Genomic DNA, 24961 nt, shown 5'->3' with positions numbered 1-24961 from the left:
CCCCTATGACTGTGTACTTCATTGGCGCTGGCCCCGGTGCCGCTGATCTTTTAACGCTGCGGGCCGATGCTCTCATTCGGCGTTGCCCCGTGTGCCTCTACGCCGGCAGTATCGTGCCGGAGGAGGTACTGGAGCACACCCCAGACGGCGCGGAGGTGATTAATACCGCCCGCATGCCGCTCGACGCGATCATGGAGGTCATCGAGCGCGCCCACAAGGAGGGCAAGGACGTGGCCCGGCTGCAGTCGGGGGATCCCAGCGTGTATTCGGCGCTAGCGGAGCAGGCGCGGCGTGTGAGCGCGCTCGGGATCGACTACGAGATCGTGCCCGGGGTGCCCTCCTTCGCCGCTGCGGCCGCCAGCCTCGGCCATGAGCTGACGGTGCCCACCGTGGGCCAGTCCGTGGTGCTCACCCGCATCAATGGTCGCGCCAGCCAGATGCCCGAAGGGGAGGAGCTGGAGAACTTCGCCCGCACCGGCACCACCCTGTGCATTCACCTCGCCGCCCACGCAATCGACGAGGTTGTGGCCACCCTCGAGCCCTATTATGGCGACTGCCCGGTGGCCGTGGTGGCTTATGCCTCTCGCCCCGACGAGCAGATCGTGCGCGGGCGCTTATCGACGATCGCTGCCGCCATCCGCGAAGCAGGAATTACCCGCACTGCCATGATTATCGTCGGCAAAGTTCTCGCCGCCGAGCAGTTCCCAGATTCCTTCCTCTACTCGGATGACCGGCCCCGCGATGAACACGGAAGGACGATTCCATGCGTGCACTAATTTTGGGCGGCACCTCGGAGGGACGTGACCTTGCTAAGCGCATGCTCGCCGAGAACTGGGAGGTCACGACCTCGCTGGCGGGCCGCGTAGCGAATCCACGCCTGCCTGTGGGCATGGTGCGTATCGGCGGTTTCGGCGGGCCGGCGGGGCTGGCGCAGTGGATCGTGAGCAACGATATCGACGTGCTCATCGATGCCACCCACCCCTTCGCCGAGGTCATCAGCGAATCCGCTGCCGAGGCAAGCCGCGCCACTGGCCGCCCGCTCATCGCTCTTCACCGTCCCGCTTGGAGCCCGCAGCCGCGGGATCGCTGGCACTCCGTGAACAGCGTGGAAGAGGCAGCGCGGGTGGTTGCCCGCGACTACTCGCATATTTTCCTCACTATCGGGCGACAGAAACTCGCGCCCTTCGCCGCCGATACCCATAACCTCTACGTCATCCGCTGCGTCGACCCGCCAGAAGTAGCGCTACCGCCGCGCAACCGCGTTCTCCTCGACCGCGGCCCCTTCGATGTCGCTGGGGAGAAGAAACTCATGATCGGCAACCAGATTGACGTTGTCGTCACCAAAAACTCCGGCGGCAACTACACCCGTGCCAAGCTCGACGCTGCACGGGAGCTCGGCATCGACGTGGTCATGGTCGAACGACCTCCGCTACCGGGCGGCTCCAACGTGATCGTGGTGGACAACGCCTCCGACGCCATGCGCGAAGCTCGGCTGGTCTAGCCGGCCGGCTCGTATCCCCACCTCGGCCGATGCCCGAGGCTCCTTTAACGGATACCTCTCCGACCCCTCTCCATCCCTCCTGCATCACAGCAGCAGGGGAGAGGGGTCTTTATTCTGCCCTCTATCGGCTATTACCCCCTAAAGGGGCCAAGGGAACCTCGCCGCCCCGTGGATACGTCTACTCCCTGTGAGCGCATGAGTGCGCGCGGTGTCCCACCCATGGCACTAGGGCGTCAACCATGCGCTCGCAACCACACTGTATTGCAGCGCTGTGGCCGAGTGAACGTACCAATATCTGAGACAAAGGGGAAGCAGCACACATGGTTTGTGGTGCTACTACGCAGCAGAGTGACGCGGCGGCGCTCCGCCGTTCGCTTCGCTTTGGTGCGGCTCTGATGTGGGAACGGAACTCGAAAGAAACTGCCTCTCACCGCAGCGTGCGCCCAAGGAGAAAGCCTCACGCCGGCGATCCCGGCGAGGGCCATCTCTCCGAAAAGGCGCGTGCTCGCCACCGCACACCCAGCGGCGGAATCCGCTTTCAGCGGCGACCGTACCGTGGCGACGCACACCTCGGCAGCATCGGCTGCGTGCTCAAACATAGGGGTTGTTTGAGCAGCGCGCCCCGTCGCCGTCACATCCCTAGGCAATGGCGGCGATATCGGCGAAGTGGTGCAGAGATGACCTCGGGGGATGTCGTCTCCGCAACCACTTCGCCACCCCTTAAAAGGGCACCCGCAGTGAGTTGTACTGCACAACTGTCCATCCTCATTCACTCTTAGTTTCACACACCTAATGAAAGGACACCCATGAGGAGCAACCGATACTCCGCAGTACAACGCCGCCGCGCCCTCGGCACCGCCCTAGCCCTAACGCTGATCACAACCAGCGGCTGCACAGCAGCGACTGGACAACCGGAAACTGAGGAGGCAACACGCAGTACCACCGAGGAGAACCCAACAACAACTAAGGAGGCGGGAACTGAATTATCCGACTGGTTCGAAGCCACATCAGAAAACTTCGACTACCGGGCGCCGGGATTCGCCTATTTCAATACCTGTGAAGTAATTTCGCCGGCAGACATGGAAAAGCTCGGTCTAAGAGACCGTAAATTTGTTCCCCATGTTTTCAATGACGGCATTGATTCATGCACATACCATACCGACCCACCAGCGTCCGGAACCTATTTAACGATGACGGACCCGAATACTCTAGAGACACTCGAAGTTAAGGCACTAGTCCATCCGAAGGGGCAGTTCATCGCCGATGAAAAGGTACACACCTTTGAGAGTCAAGATTTGGTGTCAAAGCATTGTGGCGTCGGAAGTTTCAGCCCAGAAGGACGAGTTTCGGTTATTTACTCTTCATATTTCATTAAAGAAACACAAGACGATGCATGCACTTCTGCATATAACGTACTAAAACATATATCTGAAAAGGCGAAGGAATAATCACCATGGACGTCTGTACTGGAAATCTCGGCCTCAACGGAGACCGATTAAGTTCATGCCTAAAACGGATGGAGGTGCTAAATATACGTGTACTCGGCGGCACTTTCATAAAGACTTTCACCGAAGTCTCTGGGCTAGACCAGCTGGGCATGCAGCATGGGAATGTTCTTCTGTCTACTCCAGGCAGCTTGACACAGGTTTGCTCCCTTTTTGCGAAGCACGTTCACTGGCTCAGCGATGCCACACATGCAACAAATGGCGGATTCCAGTTTCAGGATGAGGCTATGCGTGAAAGCCTCTACGGAACATCCTCTGCGGAAGTCCTAGGAACTTTTCCACCGAAACCGAGCATCTTCTACAGTGATTTCCCCTTCGCGCCAGCGGTGGTTAATCCAGCCACCTCCTTACAAGCGCTCCAGGCGGCCTTCGCCGCCACACGGCTCAACCTTGTTGATACTACGGCGGACCTCTGGCGATGGATCTCTACTGAATCGGCCGCCATCTCCGCTGATCTGCACCATATAGCTGCAGATATCGCCGGCACCAATGAGGGCGAAGCGATCGAAGCCTCTGCAGCCACCATCCGAGAAGCTGCGCAACAAGCCCAGAATTTCTCCGTCAACGCTGAGGCAATGGGCATGACGGTGCAGAACCTGCACACCATCCATAGCTACGGCCACTCCCTCGTCAACGAGGCGGCTGCGCGGACCGCCCACATCACTGATCCGGCTCTCAAGGCTCAGGCCGAGGACGCCTTCGTCAAAACTTTCACCACCACGCTCTTTCCGCCCACACTCCACATGGGTGTGCCGGTTCTCCGCAATCTCATGGCTACTCCGCCACAAGGCGGCTACGCCCACCTCATTCCCACGGGAATGGATCACGCCGTTGACGCGGCGGGAGCCAACGTTCCTAAAACACTCCGGACCCTCGACGCCATCACCCACAACAGCACCAGCAATCACCCGGGTTCTATGGCGCGTGCCCACGCCGCTCTCAACGAACTCTCCAGTATCGCCGCGCCCTCTACGGAGACCGCCGGCACCACTACGACACCCGGCACCTCAGCGGCCGCACCACAGCTGTCCCAGAACCTGCTCCATCCTTCTTCACCGCAGACATCCCCGATTGCTGGCACGGTAGGCGGCGCGAGAAGTCCACAGACGTTCACCAATGCGCTCACCACGCCCACCACGTTGGGCTCGCCATCCCCAGCATCTGCCGGCCGCCACACCGCAACCAGCCCAGTGCAGCCACTCGGAGCGGTGCCACACGCCACCGGCTCGGCCCGCGGGGTGACATCCACTACGTCCCGGCACGCTGGGTTCTCCGCACCAGGTGCGCCCCTGCGTAGTAGCAGTGGGGCAGGGCCGGCCCCCTTGGCACGCTCTGCTCAGCCGCTGATCCCTCCCGCGGCTACTTCTACTCCGAATCACTCCCCGAACACGACGGCGTCGCCACGCGGTGCCGCCACGCCACCGCCGGCGGTGCTGGGGCAGAATACAAGCAACAGCAAGCCCAGCCCTGGTCGCGGCCCCATGGCGGCGTTCGGCCCCGCTGGGGGCCGCAACCCTAAGGCACAGGGGAAGGGGCCCGTCATCTCTGTACTTGCGCCAGAGGAAAAGGACGCGAATAAACGCGCCTTACTGGGCAAACAAACTCCGCGTGTGGCCGGCCCCATCGGCACGTGGGCTCGCCAAACCCCAGACAAGCGCCAGGAATCGAAGAAAAACTAGGCCCTTATTGCTTCGCCACACAGCACAGCCGGCTGCAGCACCCTGAGAGGTGCGCAGCCGGCTTCATTATTGCGGAATCAGGCTCTAAAACAGATTCAACGGGTCCTGGGTGGCGTAGCGGCGAGAGGTAAACACCCTCGTGGCCTTCTCCGGCCCGCCACGATACACGGTGGTGGTGGAGGCGCCGATAATCACCATAGTGCGCATGTCCACGATCTCTGGGTCGAAGTCGCGGAGCGTAGTCACCTGCACCCGTTCCTGCTCGGAGCCCACGGCGCGGGCGACGATCACCGGCAGCTCGGGCGACTGGTACTCACCGACGATCTCGGCGAGTTTCGCCACCTGTTCGCGACGAGTCTTCGATGCCGGGTTATATACCGCGAAGGCCATGTCGGCGGAGGCGAGTGCGCGGATCCGCTTCTCGATAACCTCCCACGGTTTTAGTCGGTCGGACAAGGAGATCATGCCGAAGTCATGCCCCAAAGGGGCGCCGACGCGCGATGCCACAGCCTGCGCTGCGGTCATTCCCGGCACGACCCGCACCGACACATCGGCCCATTGCGGGTCTTGGGCTACATCGAGCACCGCTGAGGCCATGGCGAATACTCCCGGATCACCGGAGCTGACCACGGCCACGCGCTTGCCTTCCTTCGCCAAGTCGAGGGCCATAGCGGCGCGCTCGGCTTCCACCTTGTTATCGGAGAGATGCTGGCGCTGTCCGGCCCGCTGCGACACCCGCCGCACATAGGTGGAGTAGCCCACCACATCGGTGGCTCTGGCAAGCTCCCATGACGTCTCGGGAGTGGTCCACGCAGAGTCGCCTGGGCCGAGTCCCAGCACTACCACCTCACCATGGGAGGGCTGTTGATCCTCAAGCACAAAGCCTTGACGCTGGCTGGGCACCACAACGCAGGAGAAGTAGGGAATATTCTCCGGATCAGCCTCGAGCACGGGCAGGATGCGCTGGCCTTCCATGCTGGCGCGGGAGACGATATAGGAGTCCTCCAGCCGGCCGGTGGCCTCCAAGGCGTCTCGGACGGCGGTGAAGGTGCGGCCCAACTTCATGATCACGGCTGTATCGGCGGTGCTCAGTGCACGCTTGAGGTTTTCCACGCCCACGGTGGCGGGCAGCACAGCGAGTATGTCCTCGGCCTCGGCGAGGGGAAGCCCCAAGGCATCAGCGGAGGCGGTAATAGACGGGATACCGGGAATGATTTTTGCCTTAAAGTCGCTCGCCAACAGGCGGTGCAGGTGCTGATACGAGGAGTAGAGCATGGGATCGCCCAGGCTGAGCACCACCACAGTCTTGCCGGCAGCGAGATGCGCGCTGAGCCTTTCGGCGGCCTCGCTATAGAACTCGGCCATGGCCCCGGCGTAGCCGCCGGGGTGGTTGGTAATCCCAGTGGTCACTGGGTAGGCGAGCAGTTCCTCTTCACAGTCCTCGGGCAGGTAGTCGGCGGCGATGGCTCGCGCGGTCGAACTGCGCTTCGGACCGGCGTGATAGACCACCACATCGGCCTGCTTCAACGTGGCGACGGCCTTGAGGGTCAGTAGTTCGGGATCACCGGGGCCGACCCCGATGCCGATGAGTGTTCCGGAAGCCACGGTTAGATGATCTCCTTCTCGGTGGCTAGGGCGTTTAGGGCGGCGCAGGTGATGGCAGAGCCGCCGCGGCGGCCATGAACGGTGAGGAACTCGATTCCGAGATCGGCAGCGGACTCCGCTAGGGCCACCTTGGATTCGGCGGCGCCGACGAAACCGACGGGAATGCCGAGCACGGCTGCTGGGCGAGGTCGCTGAGAATCCTCGGCGAGCCAGTTGAGCAGGTGGAATAGTGCGGTGGGGGCGTTACCAATGGCCACCACGGCGCCTTCGAGGATCGGCTCCCAGCGTTCCACGGCCGCGGCAGAGCGCGTAGTTCCTCTGCTGCGGGCAAGCTCTACGGTCTCCTCATCGCGCAACATGCAGACAACATCGTTGTCCGCGGGCAGCCGGGTGCGCGTCACGCCTGAGCGCACCATGTTCACATCGCTAATGATGGGAGCTCCGCTGCGTAGTGCCTCTCGCGCGGCGGGGACAAGTCCCGCAGAGAACTCGATATCTGCTGCAAGATCGGTGGCACCGGCGGCGTGGATCATGCGCACCGCCACCTGGGACTGCTCTTTATCGAAGGGGGAGAGATCGGATTCCTCGCGGATCATGGCGAAGGACTGCCGGTAAATCTCGTTGCCGTCTGTTTCGTAGGTGTACACCTGACAGGGTTTCCTCTCGGGGTTAGAAGGTGCGCGCGGTAGCGGGAGTGCCGCTGGCGACGGTGACGTCATAGTCACCATCGCTTTCGGCCACATAGTCCCAGTAATTGTGCAAGGGGTGCCCACAACGGCGTTCGCAGCCGGAGAAGTGCACCGCGTCGGCGGTGGAGGGATCGGGCAGGGCCTGGGTGCGGATCGCGCTCAGGGCATCGCCGCGCACATCGCTGCGGGATTTGCTGCACCCGGGAAGCCCGGTGCAGGCGCTGACCCGCAGCCATGGGGAGTGGCGGTCAAATACCAGCCCTTGAGGAGCAAGCACCTTAGCCGCGGCCTCGGCTTCGTCTTCGTCGAGATCGCACACCACCACGCCGGCCCACGGAGTAATACGAACGGGTTTGTCGCTAGCCGCCAGCATCAGCGCCACTCGGGCGCTGAGGACGCCAAAAGGCAAGGAGGCGCCGAGATCCACCCGGCCATCGCTGCGCTCCAGCCAGCCGATGGGGGCGTCCTCGGCTTTGGCCCGCTTAGTCAGCTGCACGGTCTCTCGCGTGGGGCTGCACTCGGGCAGCTCCGCCAGATAGTCGAGCAGCTGGGCACGCAACTCTGGGCTTTCCTGCACGCGCCAGCACTCACCGCGGATTCGTTGCCACTGTTCAGCGGCGTGGATGAGGACCTGCGGGGCGGCGTCGATAAGCACCGAGAGGGCAGTGGGGAGACCACCGAGGATCACGATGGCCTCGCGCGGCGAGATCAGTTGGATGCCGAAGTCGGGGTGCTGGGCGGTGATGCCCCCGTCGCCGCCATCGAGGCCAAAGAGAGTACGGCCGGAGAGGCCGGTGACTTCCTCGCTGGCCAGGAGCCCGCGATCGAGGTCGGCGACGAGCGCGTCGAGGTCGCGGGAGAGGGGAGAGGCGATGATATTGCGGATCTTGTCGTGGGCGATGCTCGGTAAGAGGCCGAGTTCGCACACCGCCGAGGAAAACGCCTCGCGTTGGCGGATACCGCGGATTTGGACGTTGCCGCGGGTGGTGACGTGAATATCGCCATCGCCATGCTCCTCGGCAAGGTGGGCGAGCGCTGCAAGATGCTCCGAGCTGGCGCGACCACCGGCGATGCGGATGCGACCGATGAACCCATCGGCGGCCTCATGCATCTTCAACGCGCCAGGGCAGCCATCACCGCGTTGGCGATTGCCAAGACCGAGCGTGTCGGCGACAGAGGGGATGTGATCGAACTTCTCCATAGCTTTAAAGATAGTCCCGTGCCGAGCCCAGAGCCCATGCCAGCCCCGGCGCGGCGACGAGCGGCTCCTCGGGGGCGGTGCCGAATACGGCCATTTTTACCCAAGACCCAGGAAAGAGCAGCTGCTCATGGTCGGCGCAGGCGAGGCAGTAGGTGAAGGTGATCTCGCCGGGGATCTTCGGCGGCGCCCACACGAGCGCCCACTCCCACTGCCCGGTGGCCACGAGGGCCTGGCCGAGCAGCATGGTCACATACTCCGCCTCCTCGGGAACGGGCAATCCCAACGCGCCGAGAACCTTATCTGCGTAGTCGCTCTCGAGACCATAAGCGCGCAGCAGAATCTGGTCGAGCTCCTTGAGCGCGGCATCGCTGAAGTCTTGGTCCCAGGACTCCAACAGGGACTCCGCGCTGCGTTCATAGCTATCGAGGGTGTCGCCGAAAAGCTCCCTCCCGAGAGCAATGTTCTGGTCAAATTCAGACATGGGTTTATCCTATCTGGCATGGATGATCCTCAGTCTCCTCCTAGCGAGCAGCGGCGGCGCAGCATGCCTGCGGGGCGGGGAGTGGCCGCGCAGCTGCGGGTGGTGGCCGGTCTGGTTGGCCATGCGCTCCGGCGGCCGCCTGCCGCCCCTGCGGTCGAGGTGCGCACCCAGCCTCACCCGGATGTGCGAGGAGTCCTCATTGATGCCCAACCCACCTCCACTGTCGGGGTGGGTGGGCGTGCTATCCCGGCGCGCAGCTGGCGTTTTAGCTATACCACCGACGATTCGACCGGCCGTGTCATTCCCGCCACGGGTTTGTATATCCGCCCGTTGCGCCCGTGGACGGGGCCTGGGCCGCGCCCAGTGGTGGCGTTTGCTCCCTCCACCCAGGGCATGGGGGCCTCCTCTGACCCCTCGCAGTCGGCGCCGGTCGGCTGGGCGGTGCGGCGCCGCGGCCGCCGTATCGAGGATGTGATCTTTGCCTATGAGCTGCCGGTGATCAATCATTTTGTCTCCCGCGGCATGGGGGTAGTGGTCATCGATTATCCCCGCGATCCACGCACCGGCATTCAGCTCTACGCTAACAACATCGCCTGCGGTTATGCGCTTATCGACGCCGTCCGCGCCTGCAGTAGCCATTTCTTTCCCGCAGCCGCCCCGGTGGGGTGGTGGGGATTTTCTCAGGGCGGGGGAGCCGTAGGCAAGGCCTGCGAACTGGCCGCTACAGCTGAGCCGCGGCCACGCGCGGCGGTGGTGGGGGCACCGCCCTCGGACCTCGTGAAGGTATTGCGCTTTGTGGATCACCACACTCTCACCGGCATTGTTTCCTTTGCCGTGCTCGGTTTTTATACCTCCCATCCGGAGACGGTGCGTGCGGCGTTGGCGAATGTCAGTGACTACGGACTGGAACAGATCCGGGCCACAGCGCTGCTCTCTGCCTTCGGCGCGGCACTGCGCGGCGGCTGGCGTGGTAGTAGGCACTGGACTACGAATGACCAACGCCTCAGCGCCAGTCTTGATGAGTCTGCGGCGCTCACCGCCGAACTGGAGCGGCATCGTTTAGGCACCCAGCCGCTGCATCACCCCACGCTATTGTGGGGCAACCGCTATGACGATGTGATCCCTTTCCCACAGGTAGAGGAAGTGGCGCGCGGCTGGGCCAGGCTCAGCCCGGAGTTTCTGGATTATCGAGTGTATGCCTTTTTGCCCACCATCTTTCACTTCACTGTGGGCCACTTTGGCACCTATGCCTTAACGATGCGTCGTCATGCCCAGTGGCTGTGCAGTCATCTCTATGGCGCAGAGAAAAAAACTTGCGGTAGATCGACCGGCTAGTGCCCTTGAGACACATCACATATGTGTAGGGTTAGGTCACAGTCAGTGTCTTGGGAAACCGGTGCAACTCCGGTCGCGGTCGCGCCACTGTGATAGCCAGACCTCAAGGCCGCTGCCGCTGTCGTACCCCCATTGTTCGCGTGGGCGCGCACACCCACACACGATGAAAGCGAGTCATCTTCTCCATGATTCTGTTGCTCTCCACGTCTGATACGGATTTGCTCTCCGCAAAGGCGGCCAATTCCGAGGATAATGTTCATTTCCGCTACGCCAATCCCACTGGGTTGAGCTCTGAACGCATCGATGAGCTGGTGGGCGACGCCGAGATCATCGTCGCCCGGCTGCTGGGTGGCTATCGCTGGTGGGAAGACCTCATCACCACCGTGCTCGCGCATAACAAGCCCACCGTGTTTGTCTCGGGCGAGTTGGCCGTGGACGCCGAGCTCACCCGCACCTCCACCACACCGGCGGGTGTGACCACCGAGGCCCACACCTATCTCGCAGAGGGCGGGGCGAAGAACTTGGTGCAGCTGCACCACTTCCTCTCCGATACCGTGCTGCTCACCGGCTTTGGCTTCCAGCCGCCGGCGCGTATGCCCATGTGGGGCCACCTCGACGAGGCAGAGCAGGACGCTAAGGCGCCAGACTCGGCACCACGGGTGGGCATCATCTACTACCGTGCCCAGCACCTTGCCGGCAATACCGACTACATTGCGGAACTCGCGCGCGCCATCCAGGCCGCGGGTGCCGTGCCCGTGCCGCTCTTTGCCGCGTCTTTGCGCCAGGCATCCGAGGAATTGCTCGATGAGCTCTCCACCATGGATGCCATCATCACCACCGTACTGGCCGCCGGTGGAAAGGCTCCCGCGAGCGCGCAGGCCGGCGGCGACGATGACTCCTGGGATGTGAAGGCACTCGCCGCCTTGGATGTGCCGATTATTCAGGGCATCGCCACCACCTCGCCGCGCAGCCAGTGGGTGGACAATGACGATGGCCTCACTCCGCTCGATGTCACCAACTCGGTGGCCGTGCCCGAGTTTGATGGCCGCATCATCACCGTTCCCTTCTCCTTCAAGGAATACGACGATGATGGCCTGATCTCCTATGTGGCCGATAAGGAGCGCTGCGCGCGGCTGGCGTCGATCAGCGTCAACCATGCCAAGTTGCGCTCGATTCCCAATGAGCAGAAAAAGATCGTGCTCATGCTCTCTGCCTATCCCACCAAGCACGCCCGCATCGGCAATGCGGTGGGACTGGATACCCCTGCCTCCACGCTGCGGGTACTGCACGCCCTGGACGAGGCCGGCTACGATCTCGGCGATACAACCCAGATCCCCGGTTTCACCGATGGCAACTCCGATGCGCTCATGCACGCCGTGATCGACGCCGGTGGCCACGACCCTGAGTGGCTCACCGAGGAGGTGCTGCGCACAAACCCGCTCAAGCTCTCTAAGGAGGACTACTGCTCGTTCTTCTCCACGCTGCCGCAGGCAATGCAGGAAGAAATGATCGAGCACTGGGGCCAGGCACCCGGCGAGCACTACGTGCATCCCGACACCGGCGAGCTCTATATCGCCGGCCTGAAGTTCGGCAACGTCATGCTGATGGTGCAGCCGCCGCGCGGCTTCGGGGAAAACCCCGTGGGCATCTATCACGACCCCGATCTGCCCGCGAACCACCACTATCTAGGCGTGTACTACTGGCTGCGAGAGATCTTCGGCGCCCACGCCATTGTGCACATGGGCAAGCACGGCAACATGGAATGGCTCCCCGGTAAAACCGTGGGCCTGTCCAATGAGTGCTATCCGGATCAAGCCATCGCCGATGTGCCCTTGATCTACCCCTTCTTGGTCAATGACCCCGGTGAGGGCACCCAGGCCAAGCGCCGCGCCCACGCCCTCTTGGTCGATCACATGATTCCGCCCATGGCGCGCGCCGAATCCTATGGCGATATCACCCGCCTCGAGCAGCTCCTCGACGAGCACCAGAACATCTCCGCGATGGACCCGGCCAAACTTCCGGCCATTCGCCAAGAGATCTGGACGCTGTTGCAAGCCGCCAAGATGGACCAAGACCTCGGCTGGGACTCTCGCCCCGACGAGGAGGTCTTCGATGACATGCTCATGCACGTCGACGGCTGGCTCTGCGAGATCAAAGACGTTGCTATCCGCGGCGGCCTGCATGTGCTCGGCCAGCGCAGCAAGGACGAGGAGCTCGTAGAGCTGGTGGCCGCGATGCTGCGTTCCCGCCAGCTGTGGGGCGGCTCCAGCGCGGTGGAGGGCCTGCGCGAAAGCCTCGGGCTCTCCGAATCGGGCGATGAGAGCCGCACCCGCGTCGATAGCATCGAGGAGTTGGCCGTCTCGCTGATCCGCTCCCTCTCCGATCACAACTGGGACCCAGACGCGGTAGACGAGGTGCTGCGCAGCGTGGAGCTGCCGGAGACCGCCAAGCCGGAGCAGCTGGCGCACCTGCTGCGCTTCGCTGCTGAGGAAGTGGTGCCGCGACTGGCGGCCACGCCGCGCGAGATCACCCAAATCCTGCGCGCTCTCGATGGCCGCTTCATCGAGGCTGGGCCCTCCGGCTCGCCGATGCGCGGTCTGATCAATGTGCTGCCCACCGGCCGCAACTTCTACGCCGTGGACCCCAAAGCCATCCCCTCGCGCCTCGCGTGGGAAACCGGCCAGCTCCTGGCCGATTCGCTCATCGAGCGCTACCAGTCCGATCACGACGGCGCCTATCCCGAGTCGGTGGGGCTTTCTGTATGGGGTACCTCCGCCATGCGTACCTCCGGCGATGACATCGCCGAGGTATTCGCCCTGCTGGGTGTGCGCCCGGTGTGGGACGAGGCCTCACGACGCGTCGTGGATCTGCACGTGATCCCGCTGGAGGAACTCGGCCGCCCTCGCATCGATGTCACCGTGCGTATCTCCGGCTTCTTCCGCGATGCATTCCCGCACGTCATTACGCTTATCGACGATGCCGTCCAGCTCGTCGCCGGCTTGGACGAGCCCCACGAGCAGAACTATGTGGCCGCCCACGCCCAGGCCGATGTGGACTCCGGGCTTACCCCGCGCCGTATCTTCGGCTCCAAGCCCGGCACCTATGGCGCCGGCATGCTCGAGCTCATCGAATCCGGCAACTGGCGCGATGATCAAGACCTCGCGGCCGTCTACACATCCTGGGGCGGCTATGCCTATGGCCGTGATCTGCCCGGTGTGAAGGCCGATGAGGAGATGAAGGCCGCCTACCGACGCATCAAGGTAGCGGCGAAGAACATTGACTCCGCCGAGCACGATATCGCCGATTCGGATGACTACTTCCAGTATCACGGCGGCATGGTGGCCACGATTCGCGCTCTGACAGGGGAGAACCCCGACGCCGTCATCGGCGATTCCACCCGCCAGGAAACGGTGAAGACCCGCAGCCTGCACGAGGAATCGCGGCGCGTCTTCCGTGCCCGCGTCGTCAATCCGCGCTGGATCGAGGCGATGCGCCGCCACGGCTACAAGGGCGCGTTCGAAATGACCGCCACCGTGGACTATCTCTTCGGCTATGACGCCACCACCGGCCTCATGGACGATTGGATGTACGAGACTCTCACAGACACCTATGTGAAAGATGAGACCAACCGCGAGTTCTTCCAAGAGTCCAATCCGTGGGCGCTGAAGGATATCGCGGAGCGTCTGCTCGAAGCCGCCGACCGCAACCTCTGGGAGGAGCCGGACCAAGAGCGTCTGGACCTGCTCCGCGATACCTTCCTAGAGATGGAAGGCGATATCGAGGCTCGCGGCGACTCCCAGAGCTAGCCGCACCAGCCACCCTCCCGAGCATCTGCCCACGCAGTGCCGCGGGAGGGTGTTCTCGTCTCTGCCGCCCGGAGGCGCCACGAGGGTAGCGGCGTGCGCGCTTGGCTTCACCCGTGTGCCCCGAGGCTCAGGTAGACTCGACCACCGTGCGTTTAGGACTACTTTTCCCCCTGTACATCGTCGGCGAGATCCTCGCCTTCTACCTCGTCGGTAGGTGGATTGGTTTCGGCTGGGCGATTCTGCTCCTTGGCCTGCTGTTCATCCTCGGCTTTGTGTTCGCCAACTATGAGATGCGCGCGATCGTGCGCCGCGCCGCCAGCAACCCTACGGCGGCCCGCCCCGGTCAGGTGGTAGGGGACTATGGCCTGCTCTTCGCCGGTTTGGTGGGCGTCGCTCTGCCCGGATACATCACCTCCATCACCGGTTTGCTCTGCATTCTGCCGCCCACCCGCGCGGTGATCCGACGGGTCATGGCGCGCACCACCATGGCGCGCCTGGATAAGCTGAGCGTTAAGACCTTCACGATGACCCAAAAGCGCGGCACCTATGGCTCTTTCGCGCCGGTGATCGACGAAGAAGAAATCAAGAAGTGGACAGAAAACGTCAATCCCGGCGATTTCGACATCCCGAATAGCGGCCAGAACAAGGGCCGCAGCAACGGCCCGAGCAACGATAGCGATAGCCCTGAATCTCAGTAATGCCGCTGCTTCTCCACCTCGCCTGCGCAGCCCTCTCAGGGCTGCTCTTGTATTTTTCCTTCGAGCCCCACGGCTATTGGTTCGCCGGGGTGCTGAGCTTCGCGCTGCTGTATATCGCGCTGCACCCCTGGCGCCGCTGGATGGCCCGCCCGATCACCTGGCGCAGCGGCCTCCTCATCGGCGCCACCCACGCCTTATGCGCCTATCTGCCGCTGTTGCCCTGGGTGGGCGAGTTCGTCGGCACCCCACCCTATATTGCCCTCGCTATCGTCAATACCCTCTATATCCTGCTGTTTTCCACTATCGCACCGCGCCTCGGGCCGCTGGCCTTCACGCTGTTCTATGTGGCCGTGGAGTGGCTGCACTCCACATGGCCCTTCGGCGGCTTCGCATGGGTGCGGGTGGCCTGGGGACAAATCAATGGGCCCCTCAGTGCTCTGGCCCCGGTGGGCGGGCCGGCGCTCGTGAGTGCCGCCACCGTAGGCATCGGCGCCGGACTCGCCGGACTACTTCTGCGTGCACGACTGTCGTCGATGCTCACACTCTCCTCCGTTGCCGTGATACTCCTCGGCGGCACACTGTATAGCTCCTCGCTGGACCAGCGCCCCTCCTTCGGGGAGGCGACGGTTGCCGCCGTGCAGGGCAATGTGCCGCGCATGGGCTTGGATTTCAACGCCCAGCGCGAGGCGGTGTTGAACAACCATAGTGCCGAAACCGAGCGCATTGAGCGCCCCGTCGATCTCGTGATCTGGCCGGAAAACGCCTCCGATGTCAATCCTTTCGCCCACGCATCTGCCCGGGCCCGCATCGCAGAGGCGGTCGAGCACGTCAACGCACCACTACTGGTGGGCACGATCACCCGCGATAAGGTCGGCGCGCGCAACACGATGGTGGTGTTCAACGCCGATGGCACAGTGGGCGAGCACCATCACAAAAAGTACTTACAGCCCTTCGGCGAGTACATGCCCTACCGAGATTTCTTTCGGCACTTCTCCGACTACGTTGATCTCGCCGGAGATTTCAAGCCCGGCGAGGGATCGGGCGTGGTGCATATGAACGACATCGCGGTGGGTGTATCCACCTGCTACGAGGTGGCCTTCGACCGCGCCGGCCGCGATGCTGTACTGGCCGGCGCACAGATCCTGACCACGCCCACCAACAATGCCACCTTCGGTTTCACAGACATGACCTATCAACAGTTGGCGATGAGCAGATTCCGTGCCAAGGAGCTGGATAGGGCAGTTGTGGTGGCCGCCACCTCTGGGGTCTCCGCCCTAGTGAACCCGAGTGGAAAGGTGCTGGAACAGACCGATATCTTCACCGCAGATCACCTGGTGGACACGCTACCGCTACGGGCCACGCGCACGATCGCAGCCGTCCATGGTGGTCAGATCGAGGCCGGACTCACTATTATTGGAGTGTTAGCCGCTGCGGCCGGTATAGTGCGTGGTCGCAGCGCCTGAAGTCAGCCCCTAGTGGCGCTTTCTCACCGTGGTGGTGCGGATGCGTCCCGTAGCAATGGAAAGTAGCGACATCTGTGACGAAGCCGAGTGAGAAGACACTGGTCATTATCCCGACCTACAATGAGCGCGAAAATACCCCGCTGATCACCGCTCGTATCCGCCAGGCCGCACCGAGTGTGGACATCCTCATTGTGGACGACAACAGCCCCGACGGCACCGGCAAGGTCGCCGATGAACTCGCTGCACAGGACGATCAGATCTTTGTGTGCCACCGCCAGGTCAAGGAAGGCCTGCTCGGCGCCTATATTGAGGGCTTTAACTGGGGCTTGGAGCGCGACTACAGCGTGCTCTGCGAAATGGATGCGGATGGCTCCCATGCCCCCGAGCAGCTGCATCTGCTGCTGAACGCGGTGGATGAGGGGGCCGACCTGGTCATCGGCTCGCGCTATATTCCGGGCGCCCGCGTGGTCAACTGGCCCAAGAAGCGCTATGTGCTGTCCAAGGGCGGCAATATCTACATCTCGCTCGCCCTCGGCGCAGGTCTGAGTGATATGACCGCAGGCTATCGCGCTTATCGACGCGAGGTCCTCGAAGCGATCGACTTCTCGGAACTGTCCAACGCCGGCTATATTTTCCAGGTGGATCTCGCCTTCCGCGCCGTCCAGGCGGGCTTCGATGTCCAGGAAGTCCCGATCACCTTCACCGAACGCGAGATCGGCGAATCCAAGCTGGACGGCAGCTTCGTCACCAGCTCGCTGTCCCAGGTCACGCTGTGGGGTCTCAAGCACCGCGCCGAACAGCTCCGCGATCTCTACAACGAGACCAGCAAACAGGTGCAGTATGAAATCAAGCGTCACAAGACGCGCCCCAAGTTCAACCACTAAGTGCCTTATAGCGTCCCGCCACGAGCACCGCAGCTCGCGGTGGGGGCGGGCACTAGGGGAGTAGCCTATAAGGAAAAAGACCACGACCCGGAAACCGCTGCGTAATGGTTCTCGGGTCGTGGTCTATCCGTGCACGGCGCTGGGCTTATTTGCCAGCCTCCTGCTTAGCGCGCTCTTCTTCTTCCTTCTGCTGCTTGAGCAGCTTGGCGGCGTTGCGGCGGCGCTTGCGCAGATACTCGATGCGCTCATCGAGCAGCTCATCGAGCTCTTCCATGCTGCGGCGCTCGCAGAGCATGTCCCAGTGGGTGCGCGGCGGCTTCACCGGCTTACCCTCAACACCCTCGCCTTCCATGAGGGTGCCCATCTGGCCGTTCTTGCACAGCCACTCCTCGGGGAGTTCGGCATCGTCGGCGAAGGGAACCTCGAAAATCTCTCCCGAGTCCGTCTTGTACTTGACCATGCGCCGAGGTGCGAGATCATGATCTCGATCGGTTTCGTAACTCACAGCACCCATGCGGCTGCCGCGCAGTACGCGATCTGCCATGTTTTAATCCGTCCTTTTCTTTGCGGCTGTATTGCTTTAGGTACAACGCACATGCCGTGCATTTAGTTCCACCACGGAGCACTGCGGTTGTAGTTCATCAGACACATTTTAGCCACGCGGATGCTCCGGCCCTCACACAGGGCGGGGTGCGCTAATATATACAGCCGTGACTAGACGCGATTCTGTGACCCACACCTGCCAGTGGTGCGGAAAGGAATTCGCCACTAGCGGCAGGGGGCGACCAAAGAAGTACTGCAGCGCCTCGTGTCGGCAACGTGCTTATGAGCACCGACAACTAGCGGAGAGTCGACAGCTTCCTAGCGATGCAGTGGTGATCACCCCCGAGCAACGGGCCCAGTTCACGGACTCGCTCTATGAGCTGCGTTGCGCCGCCGAGGACATCGCCACCGCGGTGGCCGAGGATGCCGAGCCCGAGGACATCGACGAACTGTGCGAGGAGCTGCAGCGCATGGCTCGGGCCATTGAACATTTCCGTTTCTAAAATTGGGTTAGGATGCAAGACATGAATACTGGGGCTTCCAAAGGGGCTAATAAAGCCGTCGTCGTCGGTGCCGTTGTAGTCATCGTCGTTCTCACGCTGCTTGCTGTGGCGCCCGTGGTGTACAAGGCCGTCATGAACTCCGGAGTACAGACCGGGGGTATCTCTACCGAGCAGGCCAACGCGGCCAGCACGGACGTCAATGGCGAGTGGACTGTCGTTCCCAGCGCCGAGGGAAACACCACCTCGGTAGGCTATACCTTCGAGGAGATCCTGCCGGGGGAGCGCCGTAGTACCTCTGGCTCCACACGAGCTGTCACCGGCTCCGCGACGGTCAGTGATAATTCCGTCCAGGCCGGCGCCGAAATGGTGGCCGACCTCACACAGGTCGAGACCGATCAGAAGCGTCGCGATGTGAACGTGCGCCGCAAGCTCTTGGAAACGGAGCTCTATCCCGATGCCCGCTTCGTACTCACCAAGCCTGCGGATCTCTCACAGGTTCCTGATGATGGCACTCCGGCCACCGTGCAGCTCGATGGCGAGTTCACCATCAAGGGCGTGACCAACCCGGTGAGTGCCGAGTTCGATGTGCTGCGCAGCGGCGAATCCATCATTCTGGCGGGCACCATTCCTTTTAATCGCGAGGACTTTGGAGTCAAGACCCCAGACTTCATTGCTGCGAAGATCTCCGAGGACGGCGAGCTTAATATCCGCATCAGCATGCAGAAAGACAGCTAGGAGCGCGCCATGGTGAATAAGCTGATTCCCGCCATGTGGGTGCGCCTCGTCGTACTCATCATCTTCGGCATCTTCATGTACACCGAAGGCTTGGCTTGGCTGGCCGGCTTCTCAGTGCTACTGATTGCACTGACCATCTGGCAGTTGGTCACAGCCTATAAACAGCGATAGCCGCTTCATCCCACAGCCCTAGGAATGCCACTTATTTCGTCACTGTGACGTAATAGGCGGCATATCTGTGTAAGGGCAGAGGGGCGCGCCGATGGCCACCTGGGCGCGCGCTACTACGCAGTGGCGGATTCTTTCGCGTCCATAGCGGGAGCGATGGCGGAATGAGCGCGGCACGCTCAGTGGCGCGTGAGCGTGTGGGTGGCGAGGCCGCACAGCGCAGATGAGCACGTGGGCAACCGAGCCGTCCAGAACTGCTGAGCACGGAGCACACACCACGGACACCGCGGGCGATGCGGCTAAACCTCACACAGTGAGCGAAGAGTCGAAAAGCGACGCCGCGGTAGGTCGCACAGAACCGCAGATAGCGACGTGTGAGGACAATAGTCTCAGCCACAGACCTGACGGCGGAAGCCATAACAACAGCGTGCACCCACCAGCATCGATATTTGTCCGATAATATACATTATGTCACTTTAGCGATGCTCCCCATTCCCCGCTCAGCGTTGGCGGCGCATCGCGCTCCACACTCCAGCGAGACCTAGCGGCCTCGGCCACCCTCCGCACCCGGCCCCTAGATTCCCCATTCCGCCATCGCTGGGGCCACGTCCTCGTCTCGCGCCCTGCCCTCAGTGGCCACCGCACGCCTCACGCCACACTCAGGCCCAGACACAGCGCCCCATGCGAGTCACAGCACGCACTTAGTGGACTGTGTACAAGTACTCAGAATGGCGGCACATAACCCCCGACCGACATCGGACATCACCCCCAGATTAGCCTACCCTGAATCGGCCGCTATGACCCCTTGTTAAGTGACAGACGTCGGCATTTACGCGCCCCCACATACGCTGGCGAGCGAATCTGTGCAGTGCATCCTTTGCTGAGGTGGCCACCAGTCTGTACACATCCCACCACCCCCGCGCCCCACACACGGCCGGCTAACGCCTCATGTCGCCATAGGGTGAATCAATAAATCTGGCCATGGACAAGGTACACCTTACTCCCCTAACCTACGGACAAGTAGGGATTATCACTGCTCAACACCCGGCACCCTTGCTGCGTCCACCACCTCGCCGATGTCCGTCATCAGACCACATACGCCCGTTATTCCATAGGTTTTAATAGAAAAGCTCTTCCAGTAGCACATCATTTTGTTGCACTATTCAACAAGTCTTAAACATTCCGAATAATGATGTAAATTGAGCCGCTCAATCATTCTCAGAATCGCTATATTCAGCTTTTTCTTAGCTTCTTGTCAGGAGCGTAAGTTGGCGCATTTTTCGAGGTGCTAGCGGTTTTCTGCTGCGTCCGTTAGTGTTCATCGTAACGAGCTGGTGAGACGTTACAGAGAGTTACTTCACACCTAGCGAGTTACGTGTACAAGGCGCGTTATGTGCCACAGTCTGAAGAATCTCGTGAAATCGAGATCCAACTCATAAGGAGTTTGTTTCATGGACAATGCAGTAGTTGAGAACGACGTGATTGACGAGACCACCACCGTGACCGAAACCCCCGTGGCTGACGCTCCTGAGACCGAGGCTCCCGTCGTGGACACCCCGGAGACCGAGGTTCCCGAGGTGGACACCCCTGCCGTTGACGCCCCCGCTGGCGATCTTCCGGTAGACGAGGTTCCGGGCGCCGGCGAGACCACCGGTGTTGCTGACACCTCCAGCTTGGATGCCTTCTCCTCCGAGATCAGCGTGGACAACGTCGACAGCTTCTTCTCCAACGCTGTCGACCTGACCGTCGCCATCCTGGGCCTCGTGGGCAAGCTGGCCTAAGACTCCGCAGTGCTGGGTTATGCCCAGCACCTCCGATGCACTTTCAGCCGAAAGGATTACATCATGGGTGCAGATCACGACCCCAATGCAGGCATTCCGCTCGACCCGCCCAGCGACCCCATGCCGGTGGTCCACTGGTTCCAAGAGGTTGGACCTGCACTAGTTGATGCCACCAAGGCGATGCTCGGCTTCGCAGCTGGCGTCGTGTAGTACACAGGCACCGTTCTCAGTGCTTAGCGGCGGGCCGACCCTTCCCGGCTCGCCGCTTTTTCTTCCCACTTATAACCTCTACCGAGAGAATATTATGCGTTCATTGACCAAAGGTATTAGCGCCTGCGTCATCGCCGTGAGCACTCTCTGTGCCGGCGTTGGTACGGCCAACGCTGTTCAGGATCGCCCATGGTGGGATCCCACGCAGGTGATCGAGTCCCCCGTCAACCCGAACCGTGCTGAAGGTGCGGTGGAGGGCGTCTCCTTTACCGCTTCTGATTCCGCTGCGAAGGAAGTCAGCCCGAGCGACTGGGCTCGCGTAACCTTCACCGGCACCGGTTTCACCCCCGGCTTGTACTACACGGTGCGCGTCACCCTCCGTGAGCCGGGCACCGGCCGCGACTGGGGCGTCTACACCTGGCTGACCTATCGCGCCACCGCAGAGGGCAAGATCCATTCCAACCTGCGCGTGTTCATCCCGAGCCGTGCGGTACCTGGGGAAAAGGTCATCGCCGTTCCCACCGTGTACAACGCCGAGGATGTTCGCCGCGATGGTCGCCCGGAAAAGGCCGATCCGAGCTGCGTTCTGCAATGTGAGCGCGTGGCCCCGCTGGCCGCGTACACCAACCTCACTGATCCCGGCGCCACCATCACCATCCGCTAGTACCCCTTCCCATCACGTTTTTTACACAGTAAGGACATAGCTATGCCTACCGGACCCGCACCCCACCCCGGCTACTTTGACCAGGATGCCCTCGACTTCTCTGTCGCCATCGTCGAGACGATCCTTGGCGGCGCCGGACAGATCTTCGGCGCTATCTAAATAGCGAGCATCAACTCACACACACGCCCCGGCCAGATACTGGTCAGGGGCGTGTGCTTCGTCGTGCTCTGATGCGTTCTCGGGGCACTAGACAGTACTAGCTGCGCCGGCTGGCCCGACTACGCGAGGTCAGCCGTAGCTGAAGCGCATCGAGATGATTCTCCTCCAGCAGTGCTTGTTGCAGCGCGAGGTGGAAACGCCACAACCGCCGGAAGGTGATATCGAAGCCGGCGGCGGCAGCGTCACGCGAGTTGGCGTCGAAAAGCTCGCCCTGTATCGCCGCAACCTGTGCGTAGTGGGAGGCGAAGTGGGTTTCGCCGATGATGCGCAAGGAGGTATCGCGATCGACCGTCTTGTGCAGCTCCTCGATGCTCGGATAGTCCATGGCCGGCCAGATATAGGCGCGCTCCACAGCGAGCGCTTGGCGCGTGACTGCAGAAAAGTTGCTGCCTTCGCTGAGGGTTTGGATCGCGGCGACACCGCCGACGGACAACATCCGGTCGATAGCGCGGAAGAACTCCCGCTGCCCATCGGCGCCCATGGGCACAAGCTTGTCCAGACTCACGATGGATTCATAGCGCGAACGCCAGTCCTCGCGGGTGGCGATGGGATGCTCGATAGTGTGAATAAACACGGAATCGGCCACACCGGCGAGCTGCACGCTCTCATCCACGGCCGCCACAAACTCCGCGTCGGGGCTGAGCGCATCCACACTGGCCCCGCGCTGGGCGGCACGAATCGCTAGGGCGCCACGGGAGAGGGGATATTCCAAAACATCGCGGCCGCCACCGACCTGCGCGGCGTCGAGTAGGCGGTCGATAGCGCGGTTTTGCGCATCGGCGAGATCCGCGCGCCCCACCTCGGCCGGCGGGGAGATGCGCGTGTCATCCACAAAGTGGTGCGAGGATTCGGCTTTCGGCCGCGAACTGTGGGTATAGCTTTTGCGGGTGATCCTTTCGGTCGTGGCCACCCCGGAGGCAAACATGCCGCCGCCATCATGAATGCTGTCGGTGGAGGTGAACTCGCTGAGCGCCGGCGGAAGTTCACCGCCCTCATAACGGCCGCGCTGCGGCAACCGGCGGGCAGTACCGAAGGTCGTGCCCAGCAGGGCCTTCAGCACGGCACCGAGATCGCGGGCGTGCCACTCCCCTGCCATGTAGCTTTCGGCCAAGCCGAGCCAGCCACCATCGGAGAGTCGGTAGAACAGCTCCTCGTGCTCCACCACCACATCGGAATCTTCGAGAGAAATGCCCACGCTGAGTCCAGCGTCGGCGAGAGCGCGAGCGAAGTGAGCCTCCACGCGCCGCAGCCGCCACGAAGCAATCCGATCGCCCCAGGCGACCGGCACCGTGGCCACTCCCGGCCACCGCTGCGCATCCACATGCGCTAGGTGGCTGGCCTTATAACGGGGCATAGATTCTTTCGGCTCCCTTTCCACATTCGATGTGACGCACGATCTTAAGGTGACGCGCGTGTGCGCTCCCCTCCCCAGCGCCTGAGCACGGCCGACGCCGCGGCGGCGAGGAGCGGGAGGATGGCTGCAACGACGCCTCATTGCTCCATCAGCATTGATGAATTCATGGTAGAACTCTCGCTACCTTCGCTCGGGGAGGCGGGGCCGCAGTTAAGACCCACCGCGGCAAATACCATAAGGGATAATGGCGCACCTCAACATGGCTGTGTTTTCTATCACCACGGCGGAGGTATAAACTGAGCATCTATGCGCGCCCTGCTCTGCGCTCGCGCCGCTTCCTGCGGCCGCCCAGCACAGGGCCCTTATATATGTCATGCTGGGCGCGCGAAAATCTATTCTTTGTTTCAAGGAGTTTATCTTTATGTCTGACCAGCCCTTCCGCCCAGAGAGCGGCCGCCACCACGTGGTGATTATTGGCTCCGGCTTCGGCGGCATCTTCGCTGCTCAGCGCCTTAAGGAGGCCGATGTTGATATCACCATCATCGACCGCACCAACCACCACCTTTTCCAGCCGCTGCTGTACCAGGTGGCTACCGGCCTGCTCTCCTCGGGGGAGATCGCTCCAGCAAACCGCCAGGTGCTGAAGAACCAGGACAATATCAATATTGTCAAGGGCGAGGTCACCGATATTAACGCCGAGGAGCAGACGGTTACCGCCGAGCTCGGCGAAATCAAGCGCGTGTATAGCTATGACTCCCTCATCGCCGCCGCCGGCGCCGGCCAGTCCTATTTCGGCAACGAGCATTTCGCCGAGTTTGCGCCGGGAATGAAGTCCATTGACGATGCCCTCGAAATTCGCGCCCGCATCATCGGCGCCTTCGAGCGCGCCGAGCTGGCCACCGACCCGGCCGAGCGCGAGCGCTACCTCACCTTCGTCGTCGTCGGCGCCGGCCCCACCGGTGTGGAGCTGGCCGGACAGCTGGCCGAGATGGCCCACCGCACCCTTGCCGGCCGCTACACCAATATCAATCCGGCCAACGCCCGCATTTTGCTTCTCGACGGCGCCCCGCAGGTGCTGCCGCCCTTCGGCAAGCGTTTGGGCCGCAAGGCACAGCGGCAGCTGGAGAAGCTCGGTGTGTCGGTTCGCCTCAACTCGATGGTCACCAATGTGGACGCCGAGTCTGTCACCTACAAGAACATGCAGGATAACACCGAGACCACCATCCCCTCCTATTGCAAGATTTGGTCCGCAGGCGTGCAGGCTTCGCCGCTGGGCAAGCTCATCGCCGCGCAGACCGGCGCCGAGGTCGATCGCGCCGGCCGCCTACTGGTGAACGAGGATCTCACCGCGGGTGATAGCAACAACATCTTCGTTGTTGGCGACATGATGAACTGCAATAACCTGCCGGGCGTGGCCCAGGTAGCGATCCAAGCCGGCGAGTACGCCGCCGATGTCATTGCCGCCGAGCAGGGCACCGTCGCCGCCCGCGAGCCCTTCGAGTACTTCGATAAGGGCTCCATGGCCACCGTCTCCCGCTTCTCCGCCGTGGTGAAGATGGGGCGCATCGAGGTCACCGGCTTTATTGGCTGGGTGCTGTGGCTGGCCGTGCACGTGATGTTCCTAGTCGGCTTCCGCAACCGTTTTGTGGCTGCCATGTCTTGGGGCCTCAACGTGCTCTCGCGGGCCCGCTGGCAAATCACCACCACCCGCCAGCAGCTGCATGGCCGCAATGGCCTGAACAAGCTCGCCCAGCTCAGCGCCGAGCAGGGCCAGCCCGTAGAGGCGGCGGAAACCCGCCAATACTCGCTGGATGAGCAGGCCCAGAAGCAGCTGAACAAGGACAACTAAGCGCCTCGTTTATAGCGACGGATAGCACCCGCGGCCACACCCCTAATTGGGGGATTGTGGCCGCGTTGCTTATGTCACACTCAGCGAC

The 24961-nt window shown here is 62.2% G+C and carries 22 protein-coding genes; 16 read left to right on the top strand and 6 right to left on the bottom strand.

The genetic code is table 11. From position 1 onward, the window contains the following. The first annotated feature begins 5 nt into the window (after nt 1–5). From cobM to GBB11_RS00290, 4 genes are all read left to right on the top strand, one after another. Complete coding sequence (gene cobM, locus GBB11_RS00305; RefSeq protein WP_151528795.1) at nt 6–776, top strand: precorrin-4 C(11)-methyltransferase; 771 nt, start codon at nt 6–8, stop codon at nt 774–776. After that, the gene (locus GBB11_RS00300; RefSeq protein WP_151548556.1) at nt 764–1501 is read left to right on the top strand and encodes a cobalt-precorrin-6A reductase; all 738 of its coding nucleotides are present in this window, start codon (nt 764–766) and stop codon (nt 1499–1501) included. Before cobM ends, GBB11_RS00300 begins: the two co-directional genes overlap by 13 nt. 806 nt (nt 1502–2307) lie before the next feature. After that, the gene (locus GBB11_RS00295; RefSeq protein ID WP_151548555.1) at nt 2308–2949 is read left to right on the top strand and encodes a DUF3558 family protein; all 642 of its coding nucleotides are present in this window, start codon (nt 2308–2310) and stop codon (nt 2947–2949) included. A gap of 284 nt (nt 2950–3233) precedes the next feature. After that, nucleotides 3234–4685: a hypothetical protein gene (locus tag GBB11_RS00290; RefSeq protein ID WP_151548554.1), complete on the top strand. Its 1452-nt coding sequence runs from the start codon at nt 3234–3236 to the stop codon at nt 4683–4685. An 84-nt stretch (nt 4686–4769) separates the two neighbouring features. Here the strand turns inward: GBB11_RS00290 and cobJ are convergent, their stop codons facing one another. The 4 genes from cobJ to GBB11_RS10780 are packed head-to-tail and all read right to left on the bottom strand — an operon-like array spanning nt 4770 to nt 8661. Continuing rightward, entirely contained in the window at nt 4770–6290 is a 1521-nt protein-coding gene (gene cobJ / locus GBB11_RS00285; RefSeq protein ID WP_151548553.1) for a precorrin-3B C(17)-methyltransferase, read from the bottom strand. 2 nt (nt 6291–6292) lie between these two features. Next, a complete protein-coding gene (locus tag GBB11_RS00280; RefSeq protein WP_151548552.1) occupies nt 6293–6937 on the bottom strand; it encodes a precorrin-8X methylmutase in 645 nt (214 codons plus the stop codon). Nucleotides 6938–6959: 22 nt separating this feature from the next. Beyond that, on the bottom strand, nt 6960–8180 hold the full coding sequence (locus tag GBB11_RS00275) for a precorrin-3B synthase (RefSeq protein WP_151548551.1): 1221 nt from the start codon (nt 8178–8180) through the stop codon (nt 6960–6962). Between the two features lie 4 nt (nt 8181–8184). Continuing rightward, complete coding sequence (locus GBB11_RS10780) at nt 8185–8661, bottom strand: hypothetical protein (protein WP_192796337.1); 477 nt, start codon at nt 8659–8661, stop codon at nt 8185–8187. Nucleotides 8662–8679: 18 nt separating this feature from the next. Between GBB11_RS10780 and GBB11_RS00270 the strand changes: the two genes are divergently transcribed. From GBB11_RS00270 to GBB11_RS00250, 5 genes are all read left to right on the top strand, one after another. Then, the gene (locus GBB11_RS00270; RefSeq protein ID WP_192796338.1) at nt 8680–9996 is read left to right on the top strand and encodes a lipase family protein; all 1317 of its coding nucleotides are present in this window, start codon (nt 8680–8682) and stop codon (nt 9994–9996) included. Nucleotides 9997–10181: 185 nt separating this feature from the next. Next, entirely contained in the window at nt 10182–13802 is a 3621-nt protein-coding gene (cobN, locus tag GBB11_RS00265; RefSeq protein WP_151548549.1) for a cobaltochelatase subunit CobN, read from the top strand. Between the two features lie 146 nt (nt 13803–13948). Next, nucleotides 13949–14500 (top strand): FxsA family protein, encoded by a 552-nt coding sequence (locus tag GBB11_RS00260; RefSeq protein WP_225979069.1) that lies wholly within the window; start codon nt 13949–13951, stop codon nt 14498–14500. After that, complete coding sequence (lnt, locus tag GBB11_RS00255; RefSeq protein ID WP_151548548.1) at nt 14500–15963, top strand: apolipoprotein N-acyltransferase; 1464 nt, start codon at nt 14500–14502, stop codon at nt 15961–15963. The genes GBB11_RS00260 and lnt overlap by 1 nt, the downstream gene beginning before the upstream one ends. A 74-nt stretch (nt 15964–16037) precedes the next feature. Then, the gene (locus GBB11_RS00250) at nt 16038–16847 is read left to right on the top strand and encodes a polyprenol monophosphomannose synthase (RefSeq protein ID WP_151548547.1); all 810 of its coding nucleotides are present in this window, start codon (nt 16038–16040) and stop codon (nt 16845–16847) included. A gap of 145 nt (nt 16848–16992) precedes the next feature. Here the strand turns inward: GBB11_RS00250 and GBB11_RS00245 are convergent, their stop codons facing one another. After that, the gene (locus tag GBB11_RS00245; protein ID WP_151528807.1) at nt 16993–17391 is read right to left on the bottom strand and encodes an RNA polymerase-binding protein RbpA; all 399 of its coding nucleotides are present in this window, start codon (nt 17389–17391) and stop codon (nt 16993–16995) included. Nucleotides 17392–17557: 166 nt separating this feature from the next. On the opposite strand from GBB11_RS00245, the gene GBB11_RS00240 reads away from it, so the two are divergent. The 6 genes from GBB11_RS00240 to GBB11_RS00225 all read left to right on the top strand — a co-directional run bounded on the left by GBB11_RS00240 (nt 17558) and on the right by GBB11_RS00225 (nt 21451). Continuing rightward, nucleotides 17558–17893, top strand: coding sequence for a hypothetical protein (locus GBB11_RS00240; RefSeq protein WP_192795998.1), 336 nt, complete (start codon nt 17558–17560; stop codon nt 17891–17893). A 21-nt stretch (nt 17894–17914) separates the two neighbouring features. Continuing rightward, nucleotides 17915–18628 carry a YceI family protein gene (locus GBB11_RS00235; protein WP_369408539.1) on the top strand — a complete coding sequence of 238 codons (714 nt, stop codon included), beginning with the start codon at nt 17915–17917 and terminating at the stop codon, nt 18626–18628. A gap of 9 nt (nt 18629–18637) precedes the next feature. After that, entirely contained in the window at nt 18638–18799 is a 162-nt protein-coding gene (locus GBB11_RS10775) for a hypothetical protein (protein WP_192795999.1), read from the top strand. A 1448-nt stretch (nt 18800–20247) separates the two neighbouring features. Further along, the gene (locus GBB11_RS10770; RefSeq protein WP_192796339.1) at nt 20248–20577 is read left to right on the top strand and encodes a hypothetical protein; all 330 of its coding nucleotides are present in this window, start codon (nt 20248–20250) and stop codon (nt 20575–20577) included. A 63-nt stretch (nt 20578–20640) separates the two neighbouring features. Further along, nucleotides 20641–20787 (top strand): hypothetical protein, encoded by a 147-nt coding sequence (locus GBB11_RS10765; RefSeq protein ID WP_192796001.1) that lies wholly within the window; start codon nt 20641–20643, stop codon nt 20785–20787. A 103-nt stretch (nt 20788–20890) separates the two neighbouring features. Continuing rightward, a complete protein-coding gene (locus GBB11_RS00225) occupies nt 20891–21451 on the top strand; it encodes a hypothetical protein (protein WP_151528810.1) in 561 nt (186 codons plus the stop codon). Between the two features lie 256 nt (nt 21452–21707). Here GBB11_RS00225 and GBB11_RS00220 read toward each other — a convergent pair whose 3' ends face one another. Beyond that, the gene (locus GBB11_RS00220) at nt 21708–23024 is read right to left on the bottom strand and encodes a cyclopropane-fatty-acyl-phospholipid synthase family protein (RefSeq protein ID WP_192796003.1); all 1317 of its coding nucleotides are present in this window, start codon (nt 23022–23024) and stop codon (nt 21708–21710) included. Between the two features lie 421 nt (nt 23025–23445). Between GBB11_RS00220 and GBB11_RS00215 the strand changes: the two genes are divergently transcribed. Next, nucleotides 23446–24873: an NAD(P)/FAD-dependent oxidoreductase gene (locus GBB11_RS00215; protein WP_151548543.1), complete on the top strand. Its 1428-nt coding sequence runs from the start codon at nt 23446–23448 to the stop codon at nt 24871–24873. Nucleotides 24874–24961: the final 88 nt, after the last annotated feature.

Origin of the sequence: Corynebacterium sp. 74A (assembly GCF_008930665.1) — a bacterium.
GTDB classification, from domain to species: domain Bacteria; phylum Actinomycetota; class Actinomycetes; order Mycobacteriales; family Mycobacteriaceae; genus Corynebacterium; species Corynebacterium megadyptis.
Note: the sequence above shows the minus strand (reverse complement) of the source record. Positions and strands in the feature narration are given on the sequence as shown.

Bases quoted from the DNA above. Each gene is read 5' to 3' on its own strand.
- GBB11_RS00270 (WP_192796338.1), top strand. From the start codon at position 8,680: ATGGATGATCCTCAGTCTCCTCCTAGCGAGCAGCGGCGGCGCAGCATG.
- GBB11_RS10770 (WP_192796339.1), top strand. From the start codon at position 20,248: ATGGACAATGCAGTAGTTGAGAACGACGTGATTGACGAGACCACCACC.
- cobM (WP_151528795.1), top strand. From the start codon at position 6: ATGACTGTGTACTTCATTGGCGCTGGCCCCGGTGCCGCTGATCTTTTA.
- GBB11_RS10775 (WP_192795999.1), top strand. From the start codon at position 18,638: ATGGTGAATAAGCTGATTCCCGCCATGTGGGTGCGCCTCGTCGTACTC.
- GBB11_RS00245 (WP_151528807.1), bottom strand. From the start codon at position 17,391: ATGGCAGATCGCGTACTGCGCGGCAGCCGCATGGGTGCTGTGAGTTAC.
- GBB11_RS10765 (WP_192796001.1), top strand. From the start codon at position 20,641: ATGGGTGCAGATCACGACCCCAATGCAGGCATTCCGCTCGACCCGCCC.
- GBB11_RS00275 (WP_151548551.1), bottom strand. From the start codon at position 8,180: ATGGAGAAGTTCGATCACATCCCCTCTGTCGCCGACACGCTCGGTCTT.
- GBB11_RS10780 (WP_192796337.1), bottom strand. From the start codon at position 8,661: ATGTCTGAATTTGACCAGAACATTGCTCTCGGGAGGGAGCTTTTCGGC.
- GBB11_RS00215 (WP_151548543.1), top strand. From the start codon at position 23,446: ATGTCTGACCAGCCCTTCCGCCCAGAGAGCGGCCGCCACCACGTGGTG.
- GBB11_RS00290 (WP_151548554.1), top strand. From the start codon at position 3,234: ATGCGTGAAAGCCTCTACGGAACATCCTCTGCGGAAGTCCTAGGAACT.
- lnt (WP_151548548.1), top strand. From the start codon at position 14,500: ATGCCGCTGCTTCTCCACCTCGCCTGCGCAGCCCTCTCAGGGCTGCTC.
- GBB11_RS00295 (WP_151548555.1), top strand. From the start codon at position 2,308: ATGAGGAGCAACCGATACTCCGCAGTACAACGCCGCCGCGCCCTCGGC.
- GBB11_RS00235 (WP_369408539.1), top strand. From the start codon at position 17,915: ATGAATACTGGGGCTTCCAAAGGGGCTAATAAAGCCGTCGTCGTCGGT.
- GBB11_RS00220 (WP_192796003.1), bottom strand. From the start codon at position 23,024: ATGCCCCGTTATAAGGCCAGCCACCTAGCGCATGTGGATGCGCAGCGG.
- GBB11_RS00300 (WP_151548556.1), top strand. From the start codon at position 764: ATGCGTGCACTAATTTTGGGCGGCACCTCGGAGGGACGTGACCTTGCT.
- cobN (WP_151548549.1), top strand. From the start codon at position 10,182: ATGATTCTGTTGCTCTCCACGTCTGATACGGATTTGCTCTCCGCAAAG.